The following is a 23404-nucleotide window of genomic DNA, read 5'->3' on the forward strand; positions in this document are numbered from 1 at the left end:
TAAACAGCGTGCAAAAATAATGATTATTATTCTAAAATAGAGTTTGCCATTTATTTTTATTAAAAAATATTCTGAATATCAATATTTAAAAATTAAACCCTATTTTAAAGCCCCATCTTTAACAAGATTAAACCCAATTATAAGTACAAAATTAAATTTTAAGTTATTATTAAAATACAAATCATCTCTACTTATTTTGTAAGACCCAGTAAACAAGTTCTTTGCAAATTTACAAAACAAGTATATCTAAATCAAACTGGTATTTTCTATGATAATATAGTTAAAAACTAATAGTTAATCAATAGTCTAAAAATGAGATATTAGTATTCTTTGATGGCTTGTTGTTATCTATAAAGAAAAGATTGAAAATCATTTACTAGTTCTTTTTTAGGTTTAGAAATATCAATGAAATTTACTCCGCAATTATTGTCAAACTTATCAAATACTCCTTTAGAACTACAAACGACAATAGGAAGTCCTTGGTCATGTATTTTAATAAAGTCTAATAAATCATTCTCGGAATAAATTACAAAAAAAATAAATGAGTAATCACTTTTACTGTTATCAAAATCGCTAATAAAATTAAATTTTTTATAAACTTCAAAATCTATTCTTTTTCCAAATTCTTTTTTTAAAAATCTAGAATAACCATGCTGATTATCATACACTATTACCTGTTTTGATTCCATCATTTATTATTTAAACGTTACATCTATTTAACTTATTCTTCTCCATGTACTTTCTTTTCCTGAATTTGTTTTTTTTCAGTTTTGCTACAAACTGTCATTAGTAATAATCCAGAAATGGCTATTAAAGTTTTTCAATAACGATTCATACGCGTTTATTTTATTTATTATTTTGTGCTATTCAGATTATAACAAAGTGACTATTGTTTTACTGGAATAATAGACATATTTTTCTTCAATAACATAGTGTCTGGAATAGTCTCAAGGATAGATTTTTTTAATGCCTCAATCAGTCTTTTTTTTACAAAATGATTGTAATAAACTAATCCTATTTCCCTAACTGGATATGGGGATACAAAACGGCTAATCTTGTTCTTTTGTTCTTTATTTAACGCTAGTACTGTTAACTCAGGGAGAATCGTTGTGCCCATATTCAAATCTACCATTTGCTTAAGGGTCTCGATACTACCCGACTGATAATCTATTTTTAGATCTGAAGCGCCTTTGGTTCTTAATTCACATAAATTTACAATCTGGTTTCTAAGGCAATGCCCCTCTTCCAGCAGTAACAATTTATTAGGATTTATATCTTCTGGAACAATGTATTTTTTCTTAGCCGAAGCAGCATTCAAATCACCATAATGATAGAATTCTTCATAAAATAAGGTTTCTTCTTTTAAACCTTTATCTAATAATGGAATTGCCAATATGGCTACATCTATTGAGCCATCCTTCAATTTCTCCTGAATTTTTTCGGTAGTCAACTCATTAATGACCAACTTAACTTCTTTATAGTTTGCCATAAAATCTTTTATAAAAAGAGGTAATAAATATGGAGCTAGTGATGGTATAATTCCTATTCGGAGATCTCCCCTCACCTCACCTGTTTCTTCACGTATTATCTCTTTTATCCTGTTGGTTTCCTGCAAAGCAATTTTTGCCTGCTCTATTATTTTCATGCCAATATCTGTAGGTCGAACTGGTTGCTTACTCCTGTCGAATAAGATGACATTGAGTTCATCTTCCAGTTTTTTAATCATTCCGCTTAAGGTCGCTTGTGTAATGAAACAGGCTTCTGATGCTTTTAAGAAATGGCGATGCTTGTCTAATGAAACTATGTATTCTAATTGCTGTATATTCACTGTGTTAGATTTTATCTATATAATAATTAAATTTATTAGCTTACGCGTATAAGTATGCAAATATACTTTTGTCTTTTTAAAGATGAAACTTTATAAAAACAACAACAAAACATTACAAAATGACTCATTACTAATTCATTAAAACAAATTAGATAAATAATGAATTCATAATTTTGTATGATTTTTTTTGAATAGAAATTAACTAATTTACTACATCTGAATATTGCAAAAAGAGCTTTATTAGACTAGCCAAATTATCTATTTCTAATTTTTTAAAAATTCTAAATTTGTAAGTACTAATAGTGTTTGATTTTATTTTTAGGTATGCCATTATTTCTAAATTTCCATACCCATCGACTAGTAAACGAGCAATTTCAAGTTCTCTGTTAGATAAAAGATCTAGTGGATTAACTGGTTTTTTTGAGATGCAAGACTCTAAAATTTTATTTTTTAAACTAAGTGTAATAAACTTACCTGAAAAAATCATTGCATTTAAGGCATTTTTTATTTCTTCTTCTGAGCTTTCCTTGCTTAGAAACCCAGATGCTCCAGCGTTTAAATAGCGCATCGCATACGAATCCTCATCACAGATTGAGAATATTAAAATATTTACATTGGGCTGAATGGATTTTATTTCTTTTAAAATATTCAGGCTACTGCCTTCTGGAAAATTCACATCCATAATTAATAAATCAACTTTAGTTTCTGTAAGTGTTTTAATAATATCGCTAAATTTTTTTGTTTGATAAACTACAGGGTTTGAGAATGATTCTTTTATAATTAGAGAAAGTCCATGCCGGACTACACAATGACGATCAGCAACTACAAAACAAAAATTATTTGATTGTTTCATTTTAGGTTAAATATATTTACTTTGAAAAGGGGAAAATGTTATTGTAAAGAGAATAACGGCTCTATTTGTATTTTCAATTTAAAGATTTTACTCAATACTAAAATAAATATGACAATTACAAACCTAATTTAAGAAGAAGGGAGTCAGCTGTAATAATAATTAAAATCATTATCCTAAATCGCCTATCCCTTCTAAATATTTATGCCATCATTTATTGAAATAAATGTAATTTTAATAGTGTAACATTATTTCACTATTGCATCGAAACAATAACAAACTCACTGCGTCTATTAGCCTGATGCTCTTCTTCTGTACATTTTACCCCATCAGAACAATGGTTTACCAATTGCGATTCGCCATAACCTTTTCCTGTTAGCCTGCTTGAAGAAATTCCGTTTTTCACTAACCATGCGATAGTAGATTTGGCTCTTCTGTTTGATAATGCAATATTGTATTTAAATGTTGCACGACTATCGGTATGCGAACGAACATCGATTTTCATCTTTGGATATTGTTGCATTACAGCAAGTACTTTCTCTAGTTCGAAGGCTGCTTCTTTGCGAATAAATGACTTATCTAAATCAAAATAGATAATTGGTATATTTAAGGTTTTTGCTAAATCTGTACCTACATCTATAGGTTTGATTCGTTGCTCTAATTGCAATGATAGCACCGTTTTTCCCGTTGCATTATTTATCGTAATTCTTTCTTCCTTAGTTTCATAGTCTTTTTTCTCTGCTCGTACTGAATATATTTTTCCGCACACTACATCAAATTTATAACTTCCTTTATCATCGGTTGTTGTGGTAGTTATTAACTCCATTTTCTCGTTGTACAAGCTTACTTTTGAGTCTGCAAGGACAGCACCAGTTTCACGATCTGTTATAATTCCGGATAATAATTGCTCACAAATTAGTTTTCGCATTTCTAAAAAACGATAAATATCATCATATCCTTTACCACCACTTCGATTGGAAGAGAAAAACCCATTTCGATTTTTGCTATCTATCAAAAAAGCAAAATCATCCTGAGAACTGTTTATTGGAGCGCCTACATTTTGAACCTCGCCAAAGCTGTTGTCATTTCCTATTTTAGATACAAATACATCTAAACCTCCAAGCCCGGGATGTCCATCGCTTGCAAAATAAAGCTCATTATCTCCAGATATAAATGGGAAGCTTTCTCTTCCTTCAGTATTAATAGTCTTTCCTAAATTCATTGGAACACCATAACTGCCATCGCTGTTGATTTTTACACTAAACAAATCTGACTGCCCTAATGTTCCTGGCATATCTGAGGCAAAGTATAATGTCTTCTCATCTAAACTTAATGCAGGATGTGCAACGCTATAGTCATTACTATTAAAAGGTAATTCGGTTACATTACCCCACTGATTATCCGTTAGCGTTGCTTTGTATAATTTTAATAGTGTTATACTCTTGTTGTCTTTTCCTTTTTTACTGTTCAAATAATTGTTTCGGGTAAAGTACATCGTTTGACCATCATTTGTAAATACTGGTGTTGACTCATGAAATTTTGAATTGATTTTTTTACTAAAGCGCTCAGGTTTCCCCATTTCTCCTCCAGCTTTTATTTCAGAAGTATATATATCAGTAAACGATTGATTGGTCCAGCTGAACACTTTCTTAGAAACTCCTCCTGTATCTCTTGCTGAGGCAAAAACTAATTTATTGTCTAAAAATGAACTCCCATAATCTGAAGATGCAGAATTAATACCGAGATCAGCTATATCAAAACGACCTGAATTTGCTGTAATTATTTCCAGATAATTTTTATTATTCTCATATAATTTAGCTCTTAGGTCATTGCCTGATTTCTTATTAAATTCCTCTAACATCATGTTTGCTTTGGCATAATTACCTACAGACTTGAGTGTTTGAGAATAACGATAATAATATTCAGGTTCCTGGTTTGGGTTCATAGCAAAAAGTTCACCATACCATTTTTCAGCTTGGGGTAATTCAGCATTAAAATAATAAGCATTACCAAGCTTTTGAAACATTTTTTCGTCTTTGTAACCTTTCTCGGCTACACGCTCATAGATGGCAATAGCATCGACATAGGCATATCTTTCATATTTCTTGTCGGCCGCAACTATTCCTGCTTTTTGTCCATAGCTATGTAAAGCCAGAACGCTAAAAATGGTGCTATAAAGTAGAGTTTTTATTTTCATAATAGTAGTAGTTTAGAAGAATCTTGGAGATATCATTTTATCATATTTATTGAACAATTCATATCGCAAAAAGATTTCATGTGATCCTGAATTGTAATTTCCTAATCGGGTGGTGTCTAAATCATATGCATACCCGATAAACCAAGAATTGCTTACCTGAAATCCTACCATGGCGCTTAATGCAGCACTCCATCTATAAGCAACACCTGCAACAAATTTTTCATTGATTAAAAAATTTCCTGATACATCTACTTGCAAAGGAGCTCCTTGTACGTATTTGGTTAGCAAAGAAGGTTTGAATTTTACATTATAGCTTAAATCAAATACATGACCTGCAATTAAATACAAATTCATATTTTCTTTAGCCACATGACTATTAGATCCTGCATCAGCATATCTGTCAAAATGTTTGGTCTCCAACAATTGTGGTGCCGACAAACCAACATAAGTATTATCTGAATGCAAATAGACTCCTGCTCCAATATTAGGCGAAAATTTATTATCAATGTTGGTTTCAAAAACATAGTCATTTTTATCGTATTGATTCAACTTGGTGAAATCAACATTCAATAAATTAGCTGTTCCTTTTATTCCAAAAGATAATTTATAACGCTCTGATGTATGAATAGTATACGAAACATCTAAAGCAATATTATTTTCGTCTGATGGGCCAATTCTGTCATTAACAACTGAAACTCCTATTCCTAAATTAGTTCCATTTATTGGGGTATTTATCGATGCTGAATTAGTTACTGGTGCACCATCCAGTCCTACCCATTGTGAACGATGCAAAGCAAAAATACTCATTACTCCTCTTGATCCTGCATAGGCCGGATTGACGTTTATAGTATTATACATATACTGTGTATACTGTGCGTCTTGTTGTCCATAACTTGCGATTGTTGCCAGTAGCAAAACAAATCTTAATATTATTTTTTTCATCTGTTTTTTTATTTAAATCCCTGAGAAGAAAAGTTTTCCCAGCTCTCAGGGATTAATTTAAATTTATCTGTTATCTGTTTAAATACAAGTACCCTGCTTTCGAATGTGCATTTGAAGCGTTGTCTTTATATTTTAGAATATAATAGTAAGTTCCTACTGGCAGCTCTGCACTTTGATTAATCGTTACACGTCCTTCAGATATTCCTTTAAAGACTCTGTCTGAATTATTATAATGATCTTGGTCAAATACTAAAACTCCCCAACGATTATAAATCTCTACTGTGTTATCAGGGAAACATTCTAATCCATCAATTTTAAATACATCATTTTCTCCGTCTCCATTTGGTGAAACAGCATTAAAGACTTCTATAATACAAGATGGATCTATAACTATTGAAACTGTCGCTGTATCACAATTTGTTGGATTTGCTTTTTCGCAGATGCTGTAACTAATGGTGTAGTTTCCTGCCGGCGTATTAGGTGCAACTGTGATTGTACCATCGGGATTTAATGTAAATCCTGCCGGAACAGATACTTCTGTTAAGTTTACTTCAGATGGTATAACCGGTACTCCGTTTAGGGTATCATTTGTTAATACACTTGGCGTTGTACCTCCATCTTTTTCATTAATTGGCGTTGCAGTATAATCATCATCGTTTGCCTGAATTACTGTTGTTACTACTACTACTGTAGCAGTTGTTGTAGCACAATTTGATGAATTTAACTTTTCACAGATTCTGTAAGTAACCACATAATTACCTGTTGGCGTGTTTGGTGCTACCGTGATAGTTCCGTCTGCATTTAAGGTTAATCCTGTTGGTACATTTTCTCCTGTTAAGTTTACCTCAGCAGGTACAACAGGGAATCCGTTAAGAGTATCATTTGTTAATACGCTCGTAGTTGTACCGCCATTTTTCCCATTGATAGGTGTTGCAGAATAATCATCGACTATTGCATCAATTCTAGCTGTAACTACAACTACCGTGGCAGTTGTTGTATCACAATTTGATGGATTCAACTTCTCACAAATCCTGTAAGTAACAACATAAATACCCGCTGGTGTGTTAGGAGCTATAGTTATAGTTCCATCACCATTTAATGTTAATCCTGTTGGTACATTTACTTCTGATAAGTTCACTTCAGATGCAATGATTGCTAATCCGTTCAAAGTATCATTTCTTAGTACACTCAATGTTGTACCTCCATCTCTTCCTATGATTGGCATTGGAGTGTAATCATCTATTTTGGCACAAATTACAGATTGTATTACTACATCATCAGACACTGATGAAACACATCCTGAAGTTACATCTGTAACTGTTGCTGTATATGTTCCTGCCGGTGCTGTTACAACTCCTGATGCTGAGATACTAACTCCAGTAGATGGTGTAAAAGTATATGTCTTTGTAGCATCATAATTGGTAATTGCAAAACTTCCTGTAGCAACAGTACACGTTGGTTTAGTCACTGTACCGAATAATGCTATTGCAGGTGCAGATGGTGCTGCATTGATTTTTGTACTTAAAGAAGTTACTGAAGTACAAGCTCCTAATGTAGCTGATACTGTATAATCTCCTGCCGGTGCTGTTACAACCCCTGTAGCCGATATACTTACTCCTGTAGATGGTATAATTGTATACGTGTAAGTTGCATCATAATTAGTGATTGTAAAACTTCCTGCTGTCATGGCACAAGTTGTAGGTTGTACTACAGTACTCAATACTGGTTGTGCAGGTGTTACTGGTTGTGCGTTAACAATTGTACTAGCCGAAGGTGAAGTACAAGCGCCTAATGTTGCCGTTACTGTATAGTTACCTTCTGGTGCTGTTACAACTCCTGTAGCTGATACGCTTACTCCTGTATTTGGTGTAAATGTATACGTATAAGTAGCATCATAATTGGTAATGGTAAAACTACCCGTTGCTGTAGAACACGTTGGTTGAGTTACAGCTCCTAATGTTGGTGCAACCGGTGTTACAGGCTGAACATTTATTGTTGAAATAGCCGAAGCTGCCGACGTACATCCTGAAGTTACATCTGTAACTGTGGCTGTATATGAATCTGCCGGTGCTGTTACAACTCCTGTTCCTGATATACTTACTCCAGTATTTGGTGTAAACGTATATGTTTTTGTAGCATCATAATTGGTAATTGTAAAACTACCTGTAGCAACACTACACGTTGGTTGTGTTACTGCGCCGAATAATGCTATTGCAGGTGCAGATGGTGCTGCATTAACTGTTACCTCTAAAGAAGCTACCGAAGTACAAGCTCCTAATGTAGCTGTTACTGAATAATCTCCTGCCGGTGCTGTTACAACTCCTGTTCCTGATATGCTTACTCCCGTATTTGGTGTAACAACATAAGTGTAAGCTGCATTATAATTGGTAATTGCAAAACTACCATTTGGAGAAGCACAAGTTGTTGGTTGTGTTACAACTCCTAATGTTGGTTGTACTGGTGTAACTGGTTGTGCATTAACTGTTGTACTAGCCGAAGGTGAAATACAAGCTCCTAATGTTGCCGTAACTGTATAGTTACCTTCTGGTGCTGTTACAACTCCTGTAGCTGATACGCTTACTCCTGTATTTGGTGTAACTGAATACGTGTAAGTCGCATCATAATTAGTAATTGTGAAACTTCCTGTTGCTGTGGCACATGTAGGCTGTGTTACAACTCCTAATGTTGGTGCTACTGGCGTTACAGGCTGAACATTTATTGTTGAAATAGCTGAAGCTGCTGACGTACATCCTGAAGTTACATCTGTAACTGTGGCTGTATATGAATCTGCCGGTGCTGTTACAACTCCTGATGCAGAAATACTAACTCCTGTATTTGGTGTAAAAGTATAGGTCTTTGTAGCATCATAATTGGTAATGGTGAAACTACCTGTAGCAACAGTACACGTTGGTTGTGTTACCGCTCCAAATAATGCTATTGCAGGTGCAGATGGTGCTGCATTAACTGTTACCTCTAAAGAAGCTACTGAAGTACAAGCTCCTAATGTAGCTGTTACTGAATAATCTCCTGCCGGTGCTGTTACAATTCCTGTTCCTGATATACTTACTCCCGTATTTGGTGTAACAGTATACGTATAAGCTACATCATAATTGGTAATTGCAAAACTTCCATTTGGAGAAGCACAAGTTGTTGGTTGTGTTACAACTCCTAATGTTGGTTGTACTGGTGTAACAGGTTGCGCATTAACTGTTGTACTAGCCGAAGGTGAAATACAAGCTCCTAATGTTGCCGTAACTGTATAGTTACCTTCTGGTGCTGTTACAACTCCTGATGCAGAGACACTTACTCCTGTATTTGGTGTAAAAGTGTATGTGTAAGTCGCATCATAATTAGTAATTGTGAAACTTCCTGTTGCTGTGGCACATGTAGGCTGAGTTACAGCTCCTAATGTTGGTACAACTGGCGTTACAGGCTGAACATCTATTGTTGAACTAGCCGAAGCTGCCGACGTACATCCTGTATTTGCATCTGTAACTGTTGCTGTATATGTTTCGGCAGGTGCCGTTACAACTCCTCCTGCAGAGATACTAACTCCTGCAGATGGTGTAAAATTATAGGTCTTTGTAGCATCATAATTGGTAATTGTAAAACTACCTGTAGCAACAGTACACGTTGGTTGTGTTACTGCACCAAATAATGCTATTGCAGGTGTTACTGGTTGTGCACTCACGGTAAAACTAGCTGCTACAGAGATACATGTTCCTGCAGAAGCAGTAAGATCATAAGTACCCGATGCTAATCCTGAGAATATACCGGTTGCATTGGTAACTGCTGGAATTACAGGATTTGTTCCCGTAAGCGTATAAGTAATATCCGGAGCTACTACGGGAGTAAGAACAGTAATAGTACCTGTGCTTAAAGTACAAGTTGGTTCCGTTACATCAGCTGTTGGAGCAGCTGGAGCAGCTGTATTAACAACTGTATAAGTTGACACAGAAGTTCCTGAACATAACCCATTCACAGTATATGTAAATGTAAATGATCCTGTTGCAGATACTGATGGTGACCAAAGATGACCATTTAAATTTCCGCTTGATGGGTTTGTTGTTTCAACCCACGTTCCATAAGGATCAGCTGTAGCAGGAAGCAATGTATTTAAATCTAAAGTAGTAACTGATCTACAAACAGCTGTTGAACTATCTGCCCCAGAATTTGGGTTATCTAAATTTGAGGTTATTTGATAATCTAAAACAACATCTACACAAGATCCTGGAGGAGACGAAGTAAGTCTTACATGATAAGTACCCGTATCGGTAGCTGTATTAAATGTTGGAAAAGATAACGTTGAAGTAGTACTCAATACAGTTGGATCATTGTCTTTTGTCCAGCTAAAATTAAGATATGGAACTCCATCTACAGAAAGTTTTCCTGTTGTTGAACCATTACATATATTTACGGCTGTTAATTTTGGTAAACCTAGTTTTTCAATATCAAGTAAAGAGTTAACCACATTACCACAGTCATCTGTAATCCTAAAATTATAGATACCACCGGTTAAACCTGTAAAAAGGCTACTGCTACCATTATTTACTACAAATGGGTTACCATCTTTAGTAGTAATCGCATACGTATAAGGTTCAACACCGTCATAACCAGTTATAGAAGCGTTATAATGTACCCCATCTGCACATTTAAACGAATATAAATCTTTCGGTTTCAACCCCATTGTAGCATAATCAAAAGTAGAAAGAACATCAAAACAATTTCTTCCATAACCATAATTAGCAACACCTGGATACAATTCAAGCGTTGTAAAAGTCTTTACTATTCTATAAGTTCCCGGTGCTGTCCAAGAACCTTGCTGCTGACCATTTATTAATGATTGAGCATTTGATGCGCTAGGTACATCGCTGGAAAAACCTCCTGCTGTAGGATGTCCCCAATTATTACTTGAAGGATCTTTTATTTGTAGCCAATAAAACACATTTTGATTAGCTTGAACAAGATTATCTCCTGTTACACTCAAATTGACATCAAAACTACCACACTTTTGAACTTTAGCTGCAACTACAGTCCCTTGATCATAACCTATAACAGTCACATCGGTAGGAATGATATGTCCGCAATTATCTGTCGTTTCAACTTTATATATTCCTCCTGCAACATCATCAAAGACAACATTGTATCCGTCTGCAGTAATACGAGATGTAACGTCAACAGGATAAGAACCAGAGAAACCCGAAGGTCCTGCCAAAATTCTTGCACTTACAAAAGTATATGTTGACGTATTTTGTGATATCGAAAATGTACCATTTCCAGCTCCACAACCTATTCCCTGAAATACCCATACACTCGGAGTTGGAGTAGATACTGTAACCTCTTCATCAATAAAAACATTACAAGCATCCGTTACACGAATCATATAAACCCCATCTGGTATTGGATTTCCAACACCTCCTACAAGGTTAGAGTTAGATGGTGCACCAATGGTGTATCCCGGCGGTGCCGATAAAACCTCGTATTGCAAAGTTTTTACCATATATTGAGTGCCTAAAGAAATATAGGATCCCATACAATCTGCAGGTAAAATCTGAGCAAATACTTCTGCAGGATTATTAATATTTCGTGTAGCAGGAAAGACATTTCCGCAAGCATCTGTGATCTTTAGATCTAATACAAAAGGTGCAGTATAAAAAGGAATAGAGGTAGTTATGTCCTCAGTACTACTACCAAACCGATTAGGACCTGTAATTGTTTTAGAAGTTGTTATGTCTGCTCCTCCACCAGGTGGATGAACAATATAGTCAAACTGAAGCGGGTAAACCATTACGTTACTATCTGCTCCTGCTTTTATAAATTGTCGAAAATCGCCAAAACCACAAGCACTTCTTTCTGTATTATAACTACTAATACCATTACTACCATCAGCAAATTCTATATTAGGTGTAAATACAGTAAGAGTAGCTGTTTGAGTTACAATTTCCCCACAATTATCTGTAACCGACACTACGTAAGAACCTCCGCTAAGACCTGTAAAAGATCCGCTCGATTGAGGACCTACATTCATAGGGCCTGTAATTGAATACGCATTAACAGCAGCTGGGTTTCCTGCATTAATCGTGACATTAATTGCGCCTGAATTAGGACAAGTCACATCTGTTTTAGTAACAGTAAAACCTAGCGGACTCACATTTGCACTTATATTGCCATCCCAAGTTTGAGAGTTACTCGTGTGTCCGACCATACTTTGGGTGGCAACGATACGATAAACACCTCCGCTTAGTCCCGTTTGAGAATTGCTTGTTGTTGTAACAAGCGCCGTGCTAAAATTTGGAGCTTTGTAGATCGCATAGGTAACAGTAGCACCGGGATCTGTTCCCGTAGTACTAAATGCTAATGCGCCATTGTTCCTGCAAGTCTCTGGAGTTGGCGTCACGCTGAGAGTAAATGTAGGCAAGGTCACTTGTGCTTGCATTGCAAAATTCACCAGTAGAAATAGCAATAAAACCGATCTACGGTGAAAAACCTTTGCCAAGCAGGATTTTTTAATTAAAGTAATTTTTTTCATGTTTCGCAGTTATAAAGTTTTTAAATTGATTTAAAATTGGGCTTAATGTTAATAACTGATCAGTGTTGTCAAGAATGACTGTGTAGTACTATAAGCACTATTGTTACCACAAGCCGCTACTTGATGATTCGGGATTTGTAATCCATGTCGAATACTAATTGGTTTAAATATTTTATAAAACAATTTAGCCCAAGGCACAAAGCGCCTCAAAAAAATAGAATGATCCATAATATATAAGTTGTTTAAAAATTACATGCGTAATAAGCGATTACTGCTATTAGCTATAGATTTAAGATTTATCTGGTACTGAAATTGTCATATTGCATCATGCCTAAAAACGTTAAGAAAAACAAGTTTCTTTGCGATTTTGGTCAATAACAATACCCATAAGGATATCTTAAATTTTTAGTTTGTGTTAATAACTCAGTAATTCTTTTAGAAGAAAATAAAATTTAGGTTTGTACTTGTGTTACTTTTTTTTAACAAGTAAAAAACTAAAAAATTTTCTCAATAGCTCTTGAGGTTAAGTAAGCAATTTATAATGTGAGATTGATTTGGGGACAATATTCACACTACATAAAAACGTTAGGCAAACATATTATAAAAACTAGGTAACATCCTAAAAAACACATACCACATAGGTACTCATACGTTTATAAAACAGACACTTAATGTTTTACAAGTTTAAAAATAACAGCGTATAATAAGATTCGGCGTTTTAATATTCCAAAAAGAAAATAAGGAATTTATATATAAATATATTTAAATTTAATAATTAATAATTAATATTTATGTCTGGGTTAATTGGTAGAAAAATCGGCATGACAAGTATTTTTGATGAAAACGGGAAAAATATTCCTTGTACAGTAATCGAAGCTGGTCCATGTGTTGTTACCCAAGTCAGAACCAAAGGTGTTGACGGGTATGAAGCGTTGCAACTAGGTTTCGATGACAAAAACGAGAAACATTCCACAAAAGCGGCTTTAGGTCACTTTAAGAAAGCTGGAACTGTAGCTAAGAAAAAAGTCGTTGAATTCCAAGATTTCGCAACAGAGCAAAAATTAGGAGATCTTATTGATGTTTCTATTTTTTCTGAAGGAGAATTTGTAGATGTACAAGGTGTGTCTAAAGGTAAAGGTTTTCAAGGGGTTGTAAAACGTCACGGTTTTGGTGGTGTTGGTCAAGCAACTCACGGTCAACACAACCGTTTAAGAGCGCCAGGTTCTGTGGGAGCTTCTTCTTATCCATCTAGAGTATTCAAAGGAATGCGTATGGCTGGAAGAATGGGAGGAGACAATGTAAAAGTTCAAAACCTTAGAGTTTTAAAAGTAGTTGCTGAAAAGAACTTACTAGTTATTAAAGGATGTGTTCCTGGTCATAACAACTCTTATGTAATCATTCAGAAGTAATGGAAGTAAAAGTATTAGATTTCAACGGAAAAGATACTGGTAGAAAAGTTCAACTTTCTGATTCAGTATTCGCAATTGAGCCAAATAATCACGCTGTATATCTTGATGTTAAGCAATATTTAGCTAATCAAAGACAAGGTACTCACAAAGCTAAAGAAAGAGCTGAAGTAGCGGGAAGTACACGTAAGATTAAAAAACAAAAAGGAACTGGTACTGCTCGTGCGGGTAGTATTAAAAATCCTTTGTTTAAAGGTGGTGGAACAGTTTTCGGACCAAGACCAAGAAGTTATTCATTCAAATTGAATAAAAACTTAAAGAGATTGGCAAGAAAATCTGCTTTCTCAATTAAAGCAAAAGAAGCAAGTATTGTTGTTTTAGAAGACTTTAATTTTGAAACGCCAAACACTAAAAATTTCATTAATGTTTTGAAAGCTTTAGGGTTAGAAAATAAAAAATCTTTATTTGTGTTGGGAGAGTCGAATAAAAATGTATATTTGTCGTCACGCAATTTAAAGGCTTCTAGTGTTGTAAGTAGCTATGAATTAAGCACTTACGCTATTTTGAACGCTAATAATTTAGTGCTTTTAGAGAGCTCTTTAGAGGTAATTGAAGAAAATTTAAGCAAATAATAGGAATATGAGTATCATAATTAGACCTATAGTAACTGAAAAAGTAACCAAGGAAAGTGAAGTTTTGAATCGCTTCGGTTTTGTTGTTGACAAAAAAGCAAATAAAGTTCAGATTAAGAAAGCTGTTGAAGCTGCTTATGGAGTAACTATTTTGAGTGTTAACACAATGAATGTAAGACCGGATAGAACTACAAAATACACAAAAAGTGGTTTGATCAGCGGAAAGACAAATGCAATCAAAAAAGCAATTGTTCAAGTACAAGAAGGAGAAACAATTGATTTTTACAACAATATCTAAGATAGAAAAATGTCAGTAAGAAAATTAAAACCTATTACCCCAGGTCAGCGATTTAGAGTTGTGAATGGTTATGACGCCATTACAACTGATAAGCCGGAACGCTCTTTGATAGCGCCGATAAAAAACTCTGGAGGTAGAAATAGTCAAGGAAAGATGACCATGCGTTATACGGGTGGTGGTCACAAGCAGAGATATCGTATTATTGATTTCAAACGTACAAAAGAAGGAATTCCAGCTACAGTGAAATCAATCGAATATGATCCAAATCGTACTGCATTTATCGCTTTATTAGCTTATGCTGATGGAGAGAAAACTTATGTTATCGCTCAAAATGGATTGAAAGTTGGTCAGAAATTAGTTTCTGGACCGGAATCTCAACCAGAAATTGGTAACACATTGCCTTTAAGCAGAATTCCTTTAGGAACTGTTATTTCTTGTATCGAATTGAGACCAGGACAAGGAGCTGTAATCGCTCGTTCTGCTGGAACATTTGCTCAATTAATGGCAAGAGATGGAAAATATGCTACAATTAAAATGCCATCTGGTGAAACAAGATTAATTTTGTTAACTTGTGCAGCTACAATTGGAGCAGTTTCTAATTCAGACCACCAATTAGTTGTATCTGGTAAAGCAGGTAGAACAAGATGGTTAGGAAGAAGACCTAGAACAAGACCTGTTGCAATGAACCCTGTTGATCACCCAATGGGTGGTGGAGAAGGACGTTCTTCTGGTGGACATCCACGTTCAAGAAATGGAATACCAGCTAAAGGTTATAGAACTCGTTCTAAGAAAAACCCGAGTAACAAGTATATCGTAGAACGTAGAAAGAAATAATAAGATATGGCACGTTCATTAAAAAAAGGACCTTTCGTTCATTATAAGTTAGACAAGAAAGTTCAGGAAAACGTAGAAAGTGGTAAAAATGCAGTTGTAAAGACTTGGTCTAGAGCTTCAATGATTACTCCAGATTTCGTTGGACAAACTATCGCAGTTCATAACGGTCGTCAATTTGTACCAGTTTACGTAACAGAAAACATGGTAGGTCACAAATTAGGAGAATTTTCACCAACTAGATCTTTTAGAGGTCATGCTGGAGCAAAAAATAAAGGTAAAAAATAAGAAGCAATGGGAGTTCGTAAAAGAGAAACAGCAGATGCGAGAAAAGAGGCTAATAAGTCTATTGCTTTCGCAAAATTGAATAACTGCCCTACTTCACCTAGAAAAATGCGCTTAGTAGCGGACTTGGTAAGAGGTCAGAAGGTAGAAAGAGCACTTAACATCTTAAGATTTAGTTCTAAAGAAGCTTCAAGAAAATTAGAAAAACTATTATTATCTGCAATCAATAACTGGGAGCAAAAAAATAGTGAAGGTAATTTAGAAGAAGCTGGATTATTTGTTAAAGAGATCAGAGTAGATGGTGGAATGATGTTGAAAAGACTTCGTCCAGCACCTCAAGGTCGTGCACACAGAATAAGAAAACGTTCTAACCACGTAACAATCGTGCTTGGAGCTATCAATAACACACAAAGCAATTCTTAAACAGCATGGGACAAAAGACAAATCCAATTGGAAATAGACTTGGTATCATCAGAGGGTGGGACTCAAACTGGTATGGTGGAAATGATTACGGTGATAAACTTGCCGAAGATCACAAAATCAGAAAGTATATCCACGCTCGTTTATCAAAAGCTAGTGTATCAAAAGTAATCATCGAGAGAACTTTGAAACTTGTAACCGTTACTATCACTACTGCAAGACCTGGTATTATTATTGGGAAAGGTGGACAAGAGGTAGACAAGTTAAAAGAAGAACTTAAGAAAATTACAGACAAAGAGGTTCAAATTAACATCTTTGAAATCAAAAGACCTGAATTAGATGCTTATCTTGTGGCGACAAGCATCGCTCGTCAAATAGAAAGTCGTATTTCTTACAGACGTGCAATCAAAATGGCTATTGCTGCTTCTATGCGTATGAACGCTGAAGGTATCAAAGTTTTGATTTCTGGTCGTTTGAATGGTGCTGAAATGGCACGTTCAGAAGGTTTCAAAGAAGGTAGAATTCCTCTATCAACTTTCAGAGCTGATATTGATTATGCACTTGCAGAAGCTCATACTACTTACGGTAGAATGGGGATCAAAGTGTGGATCATGAAAGGTGAAGTTTATGGAAAGAGAGATCTTTCTCCGCTTGCTGGAATGGATAAAAAACAAGCTGGTGGTGGTAAAGGTGGAGATGCTCCTCGTGGCAAATCTAACTTTAATAAAGGTTCAAAACCAGACGCTCGTAAAAGAAAGTAAATTTTTAAACTAAAGAAAAATGTTACAGCCTAAAAGAACAAAATACCGTAAGGTACAAAAAGGTAAAATGAAAGGGAATTCTCAAAGAGGATTTGAACTTTCTAATGGAATGTTTGGTATTAAATCTGTACATGAAGATGGAATGTTCTTAACTTCTCGTCAAATCGAAGCTGCGCGTATTGCTGCAACTCGTTTCATGAAGAGAGAAGGACAATTATGGATCAAAATATTTCCAGACAAACCAATTACTAAGAAGCCTCTTGAGGTACGTATGGGTAAAGGTAAAGGTGCCGTTGAATATTGGGCTGCCGTTGTTAAACCCGGAAGAATTATGTTTGAAGTTGGAGGAGTTCCTTTATCAGTTGCAAAAGAGGCGTTACGTCTTGCAGCTCAAAAGCTTCCAGTAAAAACTAAATTCGTCGTTGCTAGAGATTTCGAAGCATAATTTATATTATATTATGAAACAATCAGAAATAAAAGATCTTTCTGCAGCGGAGTTGCAAGAAAAACTTAGTCAAACTAAGAAGATATATGCTGACCTAAAAATGGCCCACGCTATTTCTCCAATTGAGAACCCACTTCAAATTAGAAGTGTAAGAAGAACAGTTGCAAGATTGGCTACAGAGCTAACTAAAAGAGAGTTACAATAATTGTATTCTGCTGAAAGATGGAAGAAAAAAGAAATTTAAGAAAAGAAAGAATTGGTGTTGTTACTTCTAACAAAATGGAGAAATCTATCGTTGTTGCTGAAGTAAGAAAAGTAAAACACCCATTATACGGTAAGTTCGTGTTGAAAACAAAGAAATACGTTGCACACGACGAAACAAACGACTGTAACATTGGAGATACTGTAAGAATTAGCGAAACGCGTCCTTTAAGTAAATCAAAATGTTGGAGATTAGTTGAAATCATTGAAAGAGCTAAATAATTATGGTACAACAAGAATCAAGACTAAAAGTAGCAGATAACACAGGAGCTAAAGAAGTTTTAACTATCCGTGTTTTAGGAGGTACCAAAAGAAGGTATGCCTCTGTTGGTGACAAGATTGTAGTTTCTATCAAAGATGCAACTCCAAACGGAAACGTGAAAAAAGGAGCTGTTTCAACTGCAGTTGTTGTGCGTACCAAAAAAGAAGTGAGAAGAGCTGATGGTTCTTATATCCGTTTCGATGACAATGCATGTGTTCTTTTGAATGCTGCAGGGGAAATGAGAGGAACTCGTGTTTTTGGTCCGGTAGCAAGAGAACTTCGTGAAAAACAATTCATGAAAATTGTATCATTAGCACCAGAAGTGCTTTAATTCGTTTTAAGATGATAAAGCTAAAAATAAAATCAGGAGACATCGTAAGAGTAATTGCTGGTGACCATAAAGGATCAGAAGGTAAAGTTTTACGAGTATACCGTGAAAAAAATAAAGCGATAGTTGAAGGTGTAAACATGGTTTCGAAACATACAAAACCAAGTGCTAAAAACCCTCAAGGTGGTATCGTTAAGAAAGAAGCTTCTATACAAATATCTAACATTTCTCTTATTGATCCTAAAACTAAGGAAGCAACTAGAGTTGGTATTAGAGTAGAAGGAGATAAGAAAGTAAGATTTTCAAAAAAATCTAATCAAGTACTATAGTAATGGCATATACACCTAGACTAAAAGAAGAATATAAGAGTAGAGTAATCTCTGCTCTTAAAGAAGAATTCGGATATACAAACGTAATGCAAGTTCCTAAACTTGAAAAAATCGTTTTGAGCCGTGGAGTTGGTGCAGCTGTATCTGATAAAAAACTTATTGACTATGCAGTTGATGAGTTAACAAAGATCACTGGACAAAAAGCAGTATCTACAATTTCAAAGAAAGACGTTGCGTCTTTCAAATTGAGAAAAGGGATGCCTATTGGAGCAAAAGTTACTTTACGTGGTGAGAGAATGTATGAGTTTTTAGATAGACTTATTACTTCTGCTTTACCGCGCGTTAGAGATTTTAGTGGTATCAAAGCTACTGGTTTCGACGGAAGAGGTAATTACAATCTTGGAGTTTTAGAGCAAATCATTTTCCCTGAAATTGATATTGATAAAGTAAACAAAATTTCAGGAATGGATATTACATTTGTTACTACTGCTCAAACAGACAAGGAAGCAAAGTCATTATTGGCTGAATTAGGATTACCTTTTAAAAAGAATTAAGACATGGCTAAAGAATCAATGAAAGCCCGTGAGGTGAAAAGAGAGAAAACGGTAGCTAAGTATGCTGAGAAAAGAAAAGCTTTGAAAGAAGCTGGAGATTTTGAAGGTTTACAAAAATTACCTAAAAATGCTTCACCAGTTCGTTTGCACAATCGTTGTAAATTAACAGGTAGACCAAGAGGTTATATTCGTCAATTTGGTATTTCACGTGTAACTTTCCGTGAGATGGCTAATAATGGATTAATTCCTGGAGTTAAAAAGGCGTCTTGGTAATCTCGCAATAAGTTATTACTTTTGCAAACCAAAAAATAATTTTAATTGATTAAAGGTTCGGGAGGCGAGTGCCTCCCGAAAACCATAATCGCAATCAAATACATATGTATACAGATCCTATTGCAGATTATTTGACTAGAGTTCGTAACGCTGTGGCTGCAAACCACAAAGTTGTTGAAATTCCAGCATCTAATCTAAAAAAAGAAATAACTAAGATCTTATTCGATCAAGGTTATATCTTGAGTTACAAATTTGAGGACAACGCTGTTCAGGGTTCAATCAAAATCGCTTTGAAGTATGATAAAGATACTAAAGAGTCAGTAATTAAAGATATCCAAAGAATTAGTAAACCAGGTTTACGTAAATATGCAGGTGCTTCTAATTTACCTAGAATCCTTAACGGATTAGGAATTGCTATTGTTTCTACGTCAAAAGGTTTGATGACAGGAAAACAAGCTAAGCAATTAAATGTAGGTGGTGAAGTAATTTGTTACGTATACTAATTATAAAGACTATATAAGATGTCAAGAATAGGTAAAAATCCAATTGTAATCCCTGCTGGTACAACTGTAGAAGTTAAAGACGGTATTATTACAGTAAAAGGAAAAAATGGTCAACTTACACAGGAGTTTTCGGATGTAACTGTAACGGTTGAAGGCGATCAAGTTCAAGTAGATAGATCGTCTGATCACAAAGATCACAGAGCAAAACACGGACTTTACAGATCATTAATCAATAATATGATTATTGGAGTAAATGAAGGGTTTACTAAATCTTTAGAATTAGTTGGAGTTGGTTATAGAGCTTCAAACCAAGGACAAAAGTTAGATTTAGCTCTTGGATATTCTCACAATATTGTTTTAGAAGTTGCTCCTGAAGTAGTTTTAGAAACAATATCTGAAAAAGGTAAGAACCCTATCGTAAAATTAACATCAATTGATAAACAACTTTTAGGTCAGGTTGCTGCGAAAATCAGAGGTTTCCGTAAGCCAGAGCCATATAAAGGAAAAGGTGTTAAATTTGTAGGTGAAGTATTAAGAAGAAAAGCAGGTAAATCAGCTTAAAAAATAAGATTATGTCATTAACAAAATCTGATAGAAGACAGAGAATTAGATTCAGAATTAGAAAATCGATTAGTGGTACTGCTACTAACCCAAGACTATCTGTATTTAGAAGTAACAAAGAAATTTACGCTCAAATTATTGATGATGTAAATGGAGTTACATTATTAGCTGCCTCTTCAAGAGAAAAAGAAATAGGAAAAGGTACTAACGTTGAAATCGCTGCTGCTGTTGGAAAACTAGTTGCAGAGAAAGCGTTAAAAGCTGGGATTGATACCATCACTTTTGATAGAGGTGGATATTTGTATCACGGTCGTATTAAATCATTAGCAGAAGGCGCAAGAGCGGCTGGACTTAAATTCTAATATATTATGTCTAAATACAAAAATGTAGAATTGGTAAAACCAAGTGGTCTTGAACTTAAAGATCGTCTGGTAAGTGTTAATCGTGTTACTAAAGTTACAAAAGGTGGTAGAGCTTTCGGTTTTTCTGCTATTGTAGTTGTAGGTGATGAAAATGGAGTAGTTGGTCACGGATTAGGAAAATCTAAAGACGTTTCTGAAGCAATTGCGAAAGCAGTAGAAGATGCTAAGAAAAATTTAGTAAAAATTCCTTTGAACGGACAATCAGTTCCTCACGAACAAAAAGGTAAATTTGGTGGTGCACGTGTATTCTTAATTCCTGCGTCTCATGGTACAGGAGTTATTGCTGGTGGAGCTGTTCGTTCAGTTCTTGAATCAGTAGGTATTCACGATGTATTATCTAAATCTCAAGGATCATCAAATCCTCATAACGTAGTGAAAGCAACTTTTGATGCTTTATTACAAATGAGAAGCGCTTATACTGTTGCAAAACAAAGAGGTGTTTCTTTAGAAAAAGTTTTTAAAGGTTAATTCAAGGAAATTATGGCTAAATTATTAGTAAAACAAGTAAGAAGCAAAATCAACTGTCCTCTTTCTCAAAAGAGAGGTTTGGAAGCTTTAGGTCTACGTAAAATGGGACAAGTTGTAGAGCATGATTCAAATCCTGCTATCCTTGGGATGATAAACAAAGTTAAACACTTAGTTTCTGTTGAAGAAGCTAAATAACAAATACTGTTATGAATTTAAGTAACTTACAACCAGCTGAAGGGTCAACACACAATCAAAATAAAAGATTAGGTAGAGGAGAAGGTTCAGGAAAAGGTGGTACTTCTGCAAGAGGTCACAAAGGAGCAAAATCTCGTTCTGGTTATTCTAAAAAGATTGGTTTTGAAGGAGGGCAAATGCCACTTCAAAGACGTGTACCTAAGTTCGGTTTCACAAACATCAACCGTAAAGAATACGAAGGTGTAAATTTGGATACGCTTCAATTATTAGTAGACAATGGTATTATTACAGATTCTGTTGATATGACAGTTTATGTAGCTAATCGTCTAGCTACCAAAAATGAGATCGTTAAGATTTTAGGTAGAGGAGAATTGAAAGCAAAATTAAAAGTAACTGCTCACAAATTTACTGCTACTGCAAAAGCTGCTATTGAAGCTGCTGGTGGAGAAGCTGTAACAATATAATTTTTCTATTGTATGAAGAAATTTATTGAATCAATAAGTAATGTTTGGAAAATCGAAGAACTAAAAAATAGAATCTTAATTACTTTAGGACTTCTTTTAGTATATCGTTTTGGAGCACACGTTACGCTTCCTGGAATTGATGCAACGCAATTGACTGGTTTAGCGGGACAAACAAAAAATGGTTTAGGATCTATTCTAGACATGTTCACCGGAGGTGCATTCTCTAAAGCTTCAGTTTTTGCTTTAGGTATTATGCCTTATATTTCTGCGTCTATTGTTGTACAGTTAATGGGAATTGCGATTCCGTATTTACAAAAACTTCAAAATGATGGAGAGAGCGGTAGAAAAAAAATTAATCAGATAACACGTTGGTTAACTATTGTTATTACACTAGTTCAAGGACCAACTTACATCTATAATTTATATAGAACATTACCTAGTAGTGCATTCTTACTAGGTTTTAATTCTTTTGAGTTTTTATTTTCTTCTGTGATAATCTTAGTTACAGGTACAATTTTTGCCATGTGGTTAGGAGAAAAAATTACAGATAAGGGTATTGGAAATGGAATTTCATTGTTGATTATGGTTGGTATATTGGCTCGTTTTCCACAAGCTTTTATTCAAGAATTTACAACCAGAGTTACCAATAACAATGGAGGGCCAATGTTATTAGTTATCGAAATTATTATTTGGTTATTAGTTATTATTTCTTGTGTATTGTTGATTATGGCAGTACGTAAAATCCCAGTTCAATACGCTCGTCGTACAACTTCAGGAGATTATGAGCAAGATTTGATGGGCGGAAATAGACAATGGATTCCACTTAAGCTTAATGCTTCTGGGGTTATGCCAATCATTTTTGCGCAAGCAATTATGTTTATTCCTGCTGCTGTAGCTGGATTATCAAAATCAGATACATCACAATCAATTGTTGGTGCTTTTAGTAATATGTTTGGATTCTGGTATAACTTTGTATTTGCAACTTTAATAGTTGTATTTACTTTCTTTTATACTGCAATTACAGTTCCTACTAACAAGATGTCTGATGATTTAAAGAGAAGCGGTGGTTTTATTCCAGGTGTTAGACCAGGAGTTGAAACTTCTGATTATCTTGATAAAGTGATGTCTTTAATAACTTTCCCAGGATCTTTATTCCTTGCTTTGATTGCTGTGTTCCCAGCCATTGTTGTAAGTTTTATGGATGTACAACAATCTTGGGCAATGTTTTTTGGAGGTACCTCGTTAATAATTATGGTTGGAGTTGCGATAGATACTATTCAACAAATTAACTCATATTTATTAAACAAACATTATGATGGTTTAATGAAGACTGGTAAAAATAGAAAAGCAGTAGCTTAAT

General features: G+C 34.8%; 28 protein-coding genes. 21 read left to right on the forward strand and 7 right to left on the reverse strand.

Going from position 1 to position 23404, the window contains the following annotated elements:
- Window positions 1-344 precede the first annotated feature (344 nt).
- From B8T70_RS09485 to B8T70_RS23590, 7 genes are all read right to left on the reverse strand, one after another.
- Window positions 345-692: a hypothetical protein gene (locus B8T70_RS09485; RefSeq protein ID WP_123912091.1), complete on the reverse strand. Its 348-nt coding sequence runs from the start codon at window positions 690-692 to the stop codon at window positions 345-347.
- A 194-nt stretch (window positions 693-886) separates the two neighbouring features.
- A complete protein-coding gene (locus B8T70_RS09490; RefSeq protein WP_039116716.1) occupies window positions 887-1828 on the reverse strand; it encodes a hydrogen peroxide-inducible genes activator in 942 nt (313 codons plus the stop codon).
- A 202-nt stretch (window positions 1829-2030) separates the two neighbouring features.
- On the reverse strand, window positions 2031-2681 hold the full coding sequence (locus tag B8T70_RS09495; RefSeq protein WP_086894705.1) for a response regulator transcription factor: 651 nt from the start codon (window positions 2679-2681) through the stop codon (window positions 2031-2033).
- A 253-nt stretch (window positions 2682-2934) separates the two neighbouring features.
- Window positions 2935-4875: an OmpA family protein gene (locus tag B8T70_RS09500; RefSeq protein ID WP_039116712.1), complete on the reverse strand. Its 1941-nt coding sequence runs from the start codon at window positions 4873-4875 to the stop codon at window positions 2935-2937.
- Between the two features lie 12 nt (window positions 4876-4887).
- Window positions 4888-5817, reverse strand: coding sequence for a type IX secretion system membrane protein PorP/SprF (locus tag B8T70_RS09505; protein WP_039116710.1), 930 nt, complete (start codon window positions 5815-5817; stop codon window positions 4888-4890).
- 70 nt (window positions 5818-5887) lie between these two features.
- Window positions 5888-12346: a gliding motility-associated C-terminal domain-containing protein gene (locus B8T70_RS09510; protein ID WP_086894706.1), complete on the reverse strand. Its 6459-nt coding sequence runs from the start codon at window positions 12344-12346 to the stop codon at window positions 5888-5890.
- Between the two features lie 48 nt (window positions 12347-12394).
- Complete coding sequence (locus B8T70_RS23590) at window positions 12395-12574, reverse strand: hypothetical protein (RefSeq protein ID WP_123912092.1); 180 nt, start codon at window positions 12572-12574, stop codon at window positions 12395-12397.
- A 563-nt stretch (window positions 12575-13137) separates the two neighbouring features.
- Between B8T70_RS23590 and rplC the strand changes: the two genes are divergently transcribed.
- The 21 genes from rplC to secY all read left to right on the forward strand — a co-directional run bounded on the left by rplC (window position 13138) and on the right by secY (window position 23403).
- Window positions 13138-13755 (forward strand): 50S ribosomal protein L3, encoded by a 618-nt coding sequence (gene rplC, locus B8T70_RS09515; RefSeq protein WP_035619642.1) that lies wholly within the window; start codon window positions 13138-13140, stop codon window positions 13753-13755.
- The gene (rplD, locus tag B8T70_RS09520) at window positions 13755-14384 is read left to right on the forward strand and encodes a 50S ribosomal protein L4 (protein WP_039111740.1); all 630 of its coding nucleotides are present in this window, start codon (window positions 13755-13757) and stop codon (window positions 14382-14384) included. The genes rplC and rplD overlap by 1 nt, the downstream gene beginning before the upstream one ends.
- A 7-nt stretch (window positions 14385-14391) precedes the next feature.
- Window positions 14392-14682: a 50S ribosomal protein L23 gene (gene rplW / locus B8T70_RS09525; protein WP_039111739.1), complete on the forward strand. Its 291-nt coding sequence runs from the start codon at window positions 14392-14394 to the stop codon at window positions 14680-14682.
- A 9-nt stretch (window positions 14683-14691) separates the two neighbouring features.
- Window positions 14692-15516, forward strand: coding sequence for a 50S ribosomal protein L2 (rplB, locus tag B8T70_RS09530; protein WP_035619640.1), 825 nt, complete (start codon window positions 14692-14694; stop codon window positions 15514-15516).
- A 6-nt stretch (window positions 15517-15522) separates the two neighbouring features.
- Window positions 15523-15801 (forward strand): 30S ribosomal protein S19, encoded by a 279-nt coding sequence (gene rpsS / locus B8T70_RS09535; RefSeq protein WP_008464288.1) that lies wholly within the window; start codon window positions 15523-15525, stop codon window positions 15799-15801.
- 6 nt (window positions 15802-15807) lie between these two features.
- The gene (gene rplV, locus B8T70_RS09540) at window positions 15808-16221 is read left to right on the forward strand and encodes a 50S ribosomal protein L22 (RefSeq protein ID WP_007803631.1); all 414 of its coding nucleotides are present in this window, start codon (window positions 15808-15810) and stop codon (window positions 16219-16221) included.
- A gap of 5 nt (window positions 16222-16226) precedes the next feature.
- Complete coding sequence (gene rpsC, locus B8T70_RS09545) at window positions 16227-16979, forward strand: 30S ribosomal protein S3 (RefSeq protein ID WP_035619639.1); 753 nt, start codon at window positions 16227-16229, stop codon at window positions 16977-16979.
- A gap of 19 nt (window positions 16980-16998) precedes the next feature.
- A complete protein-coding gene (gene rplP, locus B8T70_RS09550) occupies window positions 16999-17424 on the forward strand; it encodes a 50S ribosomal protein L16 (RefSeq protein ID WP_039111738.1) in 426 nt (141 codons plus the stop codon).
- 13 nt (window positions 17425-17437) lie between these two features.
- Window positions 17438-17629, forward strand: a complete 192-nt coding sequence (gene rpmC / locus B8T70_RS09555; RefSeq protein WP_007803639.1) for a 50S ribosomal protein L29 — start codon at window positions 17438-17440, stop codon at window positions 17627-17629.
- Window positions 17630-17646: 17 nt separating this feature from the next.
- Entirely contained in the window at window positions 17647-17907 is a 261-nt protein-coding gene (rpsQ, locus tag B8T70_RS09560) for a 30S ribosomal protein S17 (protein WP_035619637.1), read from the forward strand.
- Between the two features lie 2 nt (window positions 17908-17909).
- Entirely contained in the window at window positions 17910-18278 is a 369-nt protein-coding gene (gene rplN, locus B8T70_RS09565) for a 50S ribosomal protein L14 (protein WP_007803649.1), read from the forward strand.
- 11 nt (window positions 18279-18289) lie between these two features.
- Window positions 18290-18604, forward strand: a complete 315-nt coding sequence (gene rplX, locus B8T70_RS09570) for a 50S ribosomal protein L24 (protein ID WP_035619636.1) — start codon at window positions 18290-18292, stop codon at window positions 18602-18604.
- Window positions 18605-18606: 2 nt separating this feature from the next.
- The gene (rplE, locus tag B8T70_RS09575; RefSeq protein ID WP_035619635.1) at window positions 18607-19158 is read left to right on the forward strand and encodes a 50S ribosomal protein L5; all 552 of its coding nucleotides are present in this window, start codon (window positions 18607-18609) and stop codon (window positions 19156-19158) included.
- Window positions 19159-19161: 3 nt separating this feature from the next.
- Entirely contained in the window at window positions 19162-19431 is a 270-nt protein-coding gene (gene rpsN, locus B8T70_RS09580) for a 30S ribosomal protein S14 (protein WP_007803655.1), read from the forward strand.
- 104 nt (window positions 19432-19535) lie between these two features.
- On the forward strand, window positions 19536-19934 hold the full coding sequence (gene rpsH, locus B8T70_RS09585; RefSeq protein ID WP_035619634.1) for a 30S ribosomal protein S8: 399 nt from the start codon (window positions 19536-19538) through the stop codon (window positions 19932-19934).
- A gap of 18 nt (window positions 19935-19952) precedes the next feature.
- Window positions 19953-20495, forward strand: coding sequence for a 50S ribosomal protein L6 (gene rplF, locus B8T70_RS09590; protein WP_039111737.1), 543 nt, complete (start codon window positions 19953-19955; stop codon window positions 20493-20495).
- A gap of 11 nt (window positions 20496-20506) precedes the next feature.
- A complete protein-coding gene (gene rplR, locus B8T70_RS09595) occupies window positions 20507-20857 on the forward strand; it encodes a 50S ribosomal protein L18 (protein ID WP_039111736.1) in 351 nt (116 codons plus the stop codon).
- 3 nt (window positions 20858-20860) lie between these two features.
- Window positions 20861-21385, forward strand: coding sequence for a 30S ribosomal protein S5 (gene rpsE, locus B8T70_RS09600; protein WP_085950271.1), 525 nt, complete (start codon window positions 20861-20863; stop codon window positions 21383-21385).
- A gap of 12 nt (window positions 21386-21397) precedes the next feature.
- Complete coding sequence (rpmD, locus tag B8T70_RS09605; protein ID WP_017495010.1) at window positions 21398-21580, forward strand: 50S ribosomal protein L30; 183 nt, start codon at window positions 21398-21400, stop codon at window positions 21578-21580.
- Between the two features lie 11 nt (window positions 21581-21591).
- Window positions 21592-22044 carry a 50S ribosomal protein L15 gene (gene rplO / locus B8T70_RS09610; RefSeq protein ID WP_039111735.1) on the forward strand — a complete coding sequence of 151 codons (453 nt, stop codon included), beginning with the start codon at window positions 21592-21594 and terminating at the stop codon, window positions 22042-22044.
- A 12-nt stretch (window positions 22045-22056) separates the two neighbouring features.
- Window positions 22057-23403: a preprotein translocase subunit SecY gene (gene secY, locus B8T70_RS09615; protein ID WP_035619626.1), complete on the forward strand. Its 1347-nt coding sequence runs from the start codon at window positions 22057-22059 to the stop codon at window positions 23401-23403.
- Window position 23404: the final 1 nt, after the last annotated feature.

The sequence above is a fragment of the Flavobacterium sp. AJR genome, assembly GCF_002156885.1.
Lineage (GTDB): Bacteria > Bacteroidota > Bacteroidia > Flavobacteriales > Flavobacteriaceae > Flavobacterium.

Bases quoted from the DNA above. Each gene is read 5' to 3' on its own strand.
- rpsS (WP_008464288.1), top strand. From the start codon at position 15,523: ATGGCACGTTCATTAAAAAAAGGACCTTTCGTTCATTATAAGTTAGAC.
- rplN (WP_007803649.1), top strand. From the start codon at position 17,910: ATGGTACAACAAGAATCAAGACTAAAAGTAGCAGATAACACAGGAGCT.
- rplV (WP_007803631.1), top strand. From the start codon at position 15,808: ATGGGAGTTCGTAAAAGAGAAACAGCAGATGCGAGAAAAGAGGCTAAT.
- B8T70_RS09505 (WP_039116710.1), bottom strand. From the start codon at position 5,817: ATGAAAAAAATAATATTAAGATTTGTTTTGCTACTGGCAACAATCGCA.
- B8T70_RS09510 (WP_086894706.1), bottom strand. From the start codon at position 12,346: ATGAAAAAAATTACTTTAATTAAAAAATCCTGCTTGGCAAAGGTTTTT.
- B8T70_RS09485 (WP_123912091.1), bottom strand. From the start codon at position 692: ATGATGGAATCAAAACAGGTAATAGTGTATGATAATCAGCATGGTTAT.
- B8T70_RS09495 (WP_086894705.1), bottom strand. From the start codon at position 2,681: ATGAAACAATCAAATAATTTTTGTTTTGTAGTTGCTGATCGTCATTGT.
- rplR (WP_039111736.1), top strand. From the start codon at position 20,507: ATGTCATTAACAAAATCTGATAGAAGACAGAGAATTAGATTCAGAATT.
- B8T70_RS23590 (WP_123912092.1), bottom strand. From the start codon at position 12,574: ATGGATCATTCTATTTTTTTGAGGCGCTTTGTGCCTTGGGCTAAATTG.
- rplC (WP_035619642.1), top strand. From the start codon at position 13,138: ATGTCTGGGTTAATTGGTAGAAAAATCGGCATGACAAGTATTTTTGAT.
- rpsN (WP_007803655.1), top strand. From the start codon at position 19,162: ATGGCTAAAGAATCAATGAAAGCCCGTGAGGTGAAAAGAGAGAAAACG.
- secY (WP_035619626.1), top strand. From the start codon at position 22,057: ATGAAGAAATTTATTGAATCAATAAGTAATGTTTGGAAAATCGAAGAA.
- rplD (WP_039111740.1), top strand. From the start codon at position 13,755: ATGGAAGTAAAAGTATTAGATTTCAACGGAAAAGATACTGGTAGAAAA.
- rpmC (WP_007803639.1), top strand. From the start codon at position 17,438: ATGAAACAATCAGAAATAAAAGATCTTTCTGCAGCGGAGTTGCAAGAA.
- rplX (WP_035619636.1), top strand. From the start codon at position 18,290: ATGATAAAGCTAAAAATAAAATCAGGAGACATCGTAAGAGTAATTGCT.
- rplF (WP_039111737.1), top strand. From the start codon at position 19,953: ATGTCAAGAATAGGTAAAAATCCAATTGTAATCCCTGCTGGTACAACT.
- rpsQ (WP_035619637.1), top strand. From the start codon at position 17,647: ATGGAAGAAAAAAGAAATTTAAGAAAAGAAAGAATTGGTGTTGTTACT.
- rpsH (WP_035619634.1), top strand. From the start codon at position 19,536: ATGTATACAGATCCTATTGCAGATTATTTGACTAGAGTTCGTAACGCT.
- rplW (WP_039111739.1), top strand. From the start codon at position 14,392: ATGAGTATCATAATTAGACCTATAGTAACTGAAAAAGTAACCAAGGAA.
- rplB (WP_035619640.1), top strand. From the start codon at position 14,692: ATGTCAGTAAGAAAATTAAAACCTATTACCCCAGGTCAGCGATTTAGA.
- rplP (WP_039111738.1), top strand. From the start codon at position 16,999: ATGTTACAGCCTAAAAGAACAAAATACCGTAAGGTACAAAAAGGTAAA.
- rplO (WP_039111735.1), top strand. From the start codon at position 21,592: ATGAATTTAAGTAACTTACAACCAGCTGAAGGGTCAACACACAATCAA.
- rplE (WP_035619635.1), top strand. From the start codon at position 18,607: ATGGCATATACACCTAGACTAAAAGAAGAATATAAGAGTAGAGTAATC.
- rpsC (WP_035619639.1), top strand. From the start codon at position 16,227: ATGGGACAAAAGACAAATCCAATTGGAAATAGACTTGGTATCATCAGA.
- B8T70_RS09500 (WP_039116712.1), bottom strand. From the start codon at position 4,875: ATGAAAATAAAAACTCTACTTTATAGCACCATTTTTAGCGTTCTGGCT.
- rpmD (WP_017495010.1), top strand. From the start codon at position 21,398: ATGGCTAAATTATTAGTAAAACAAGTAAGAAGCAAAATCAACTGTCCT.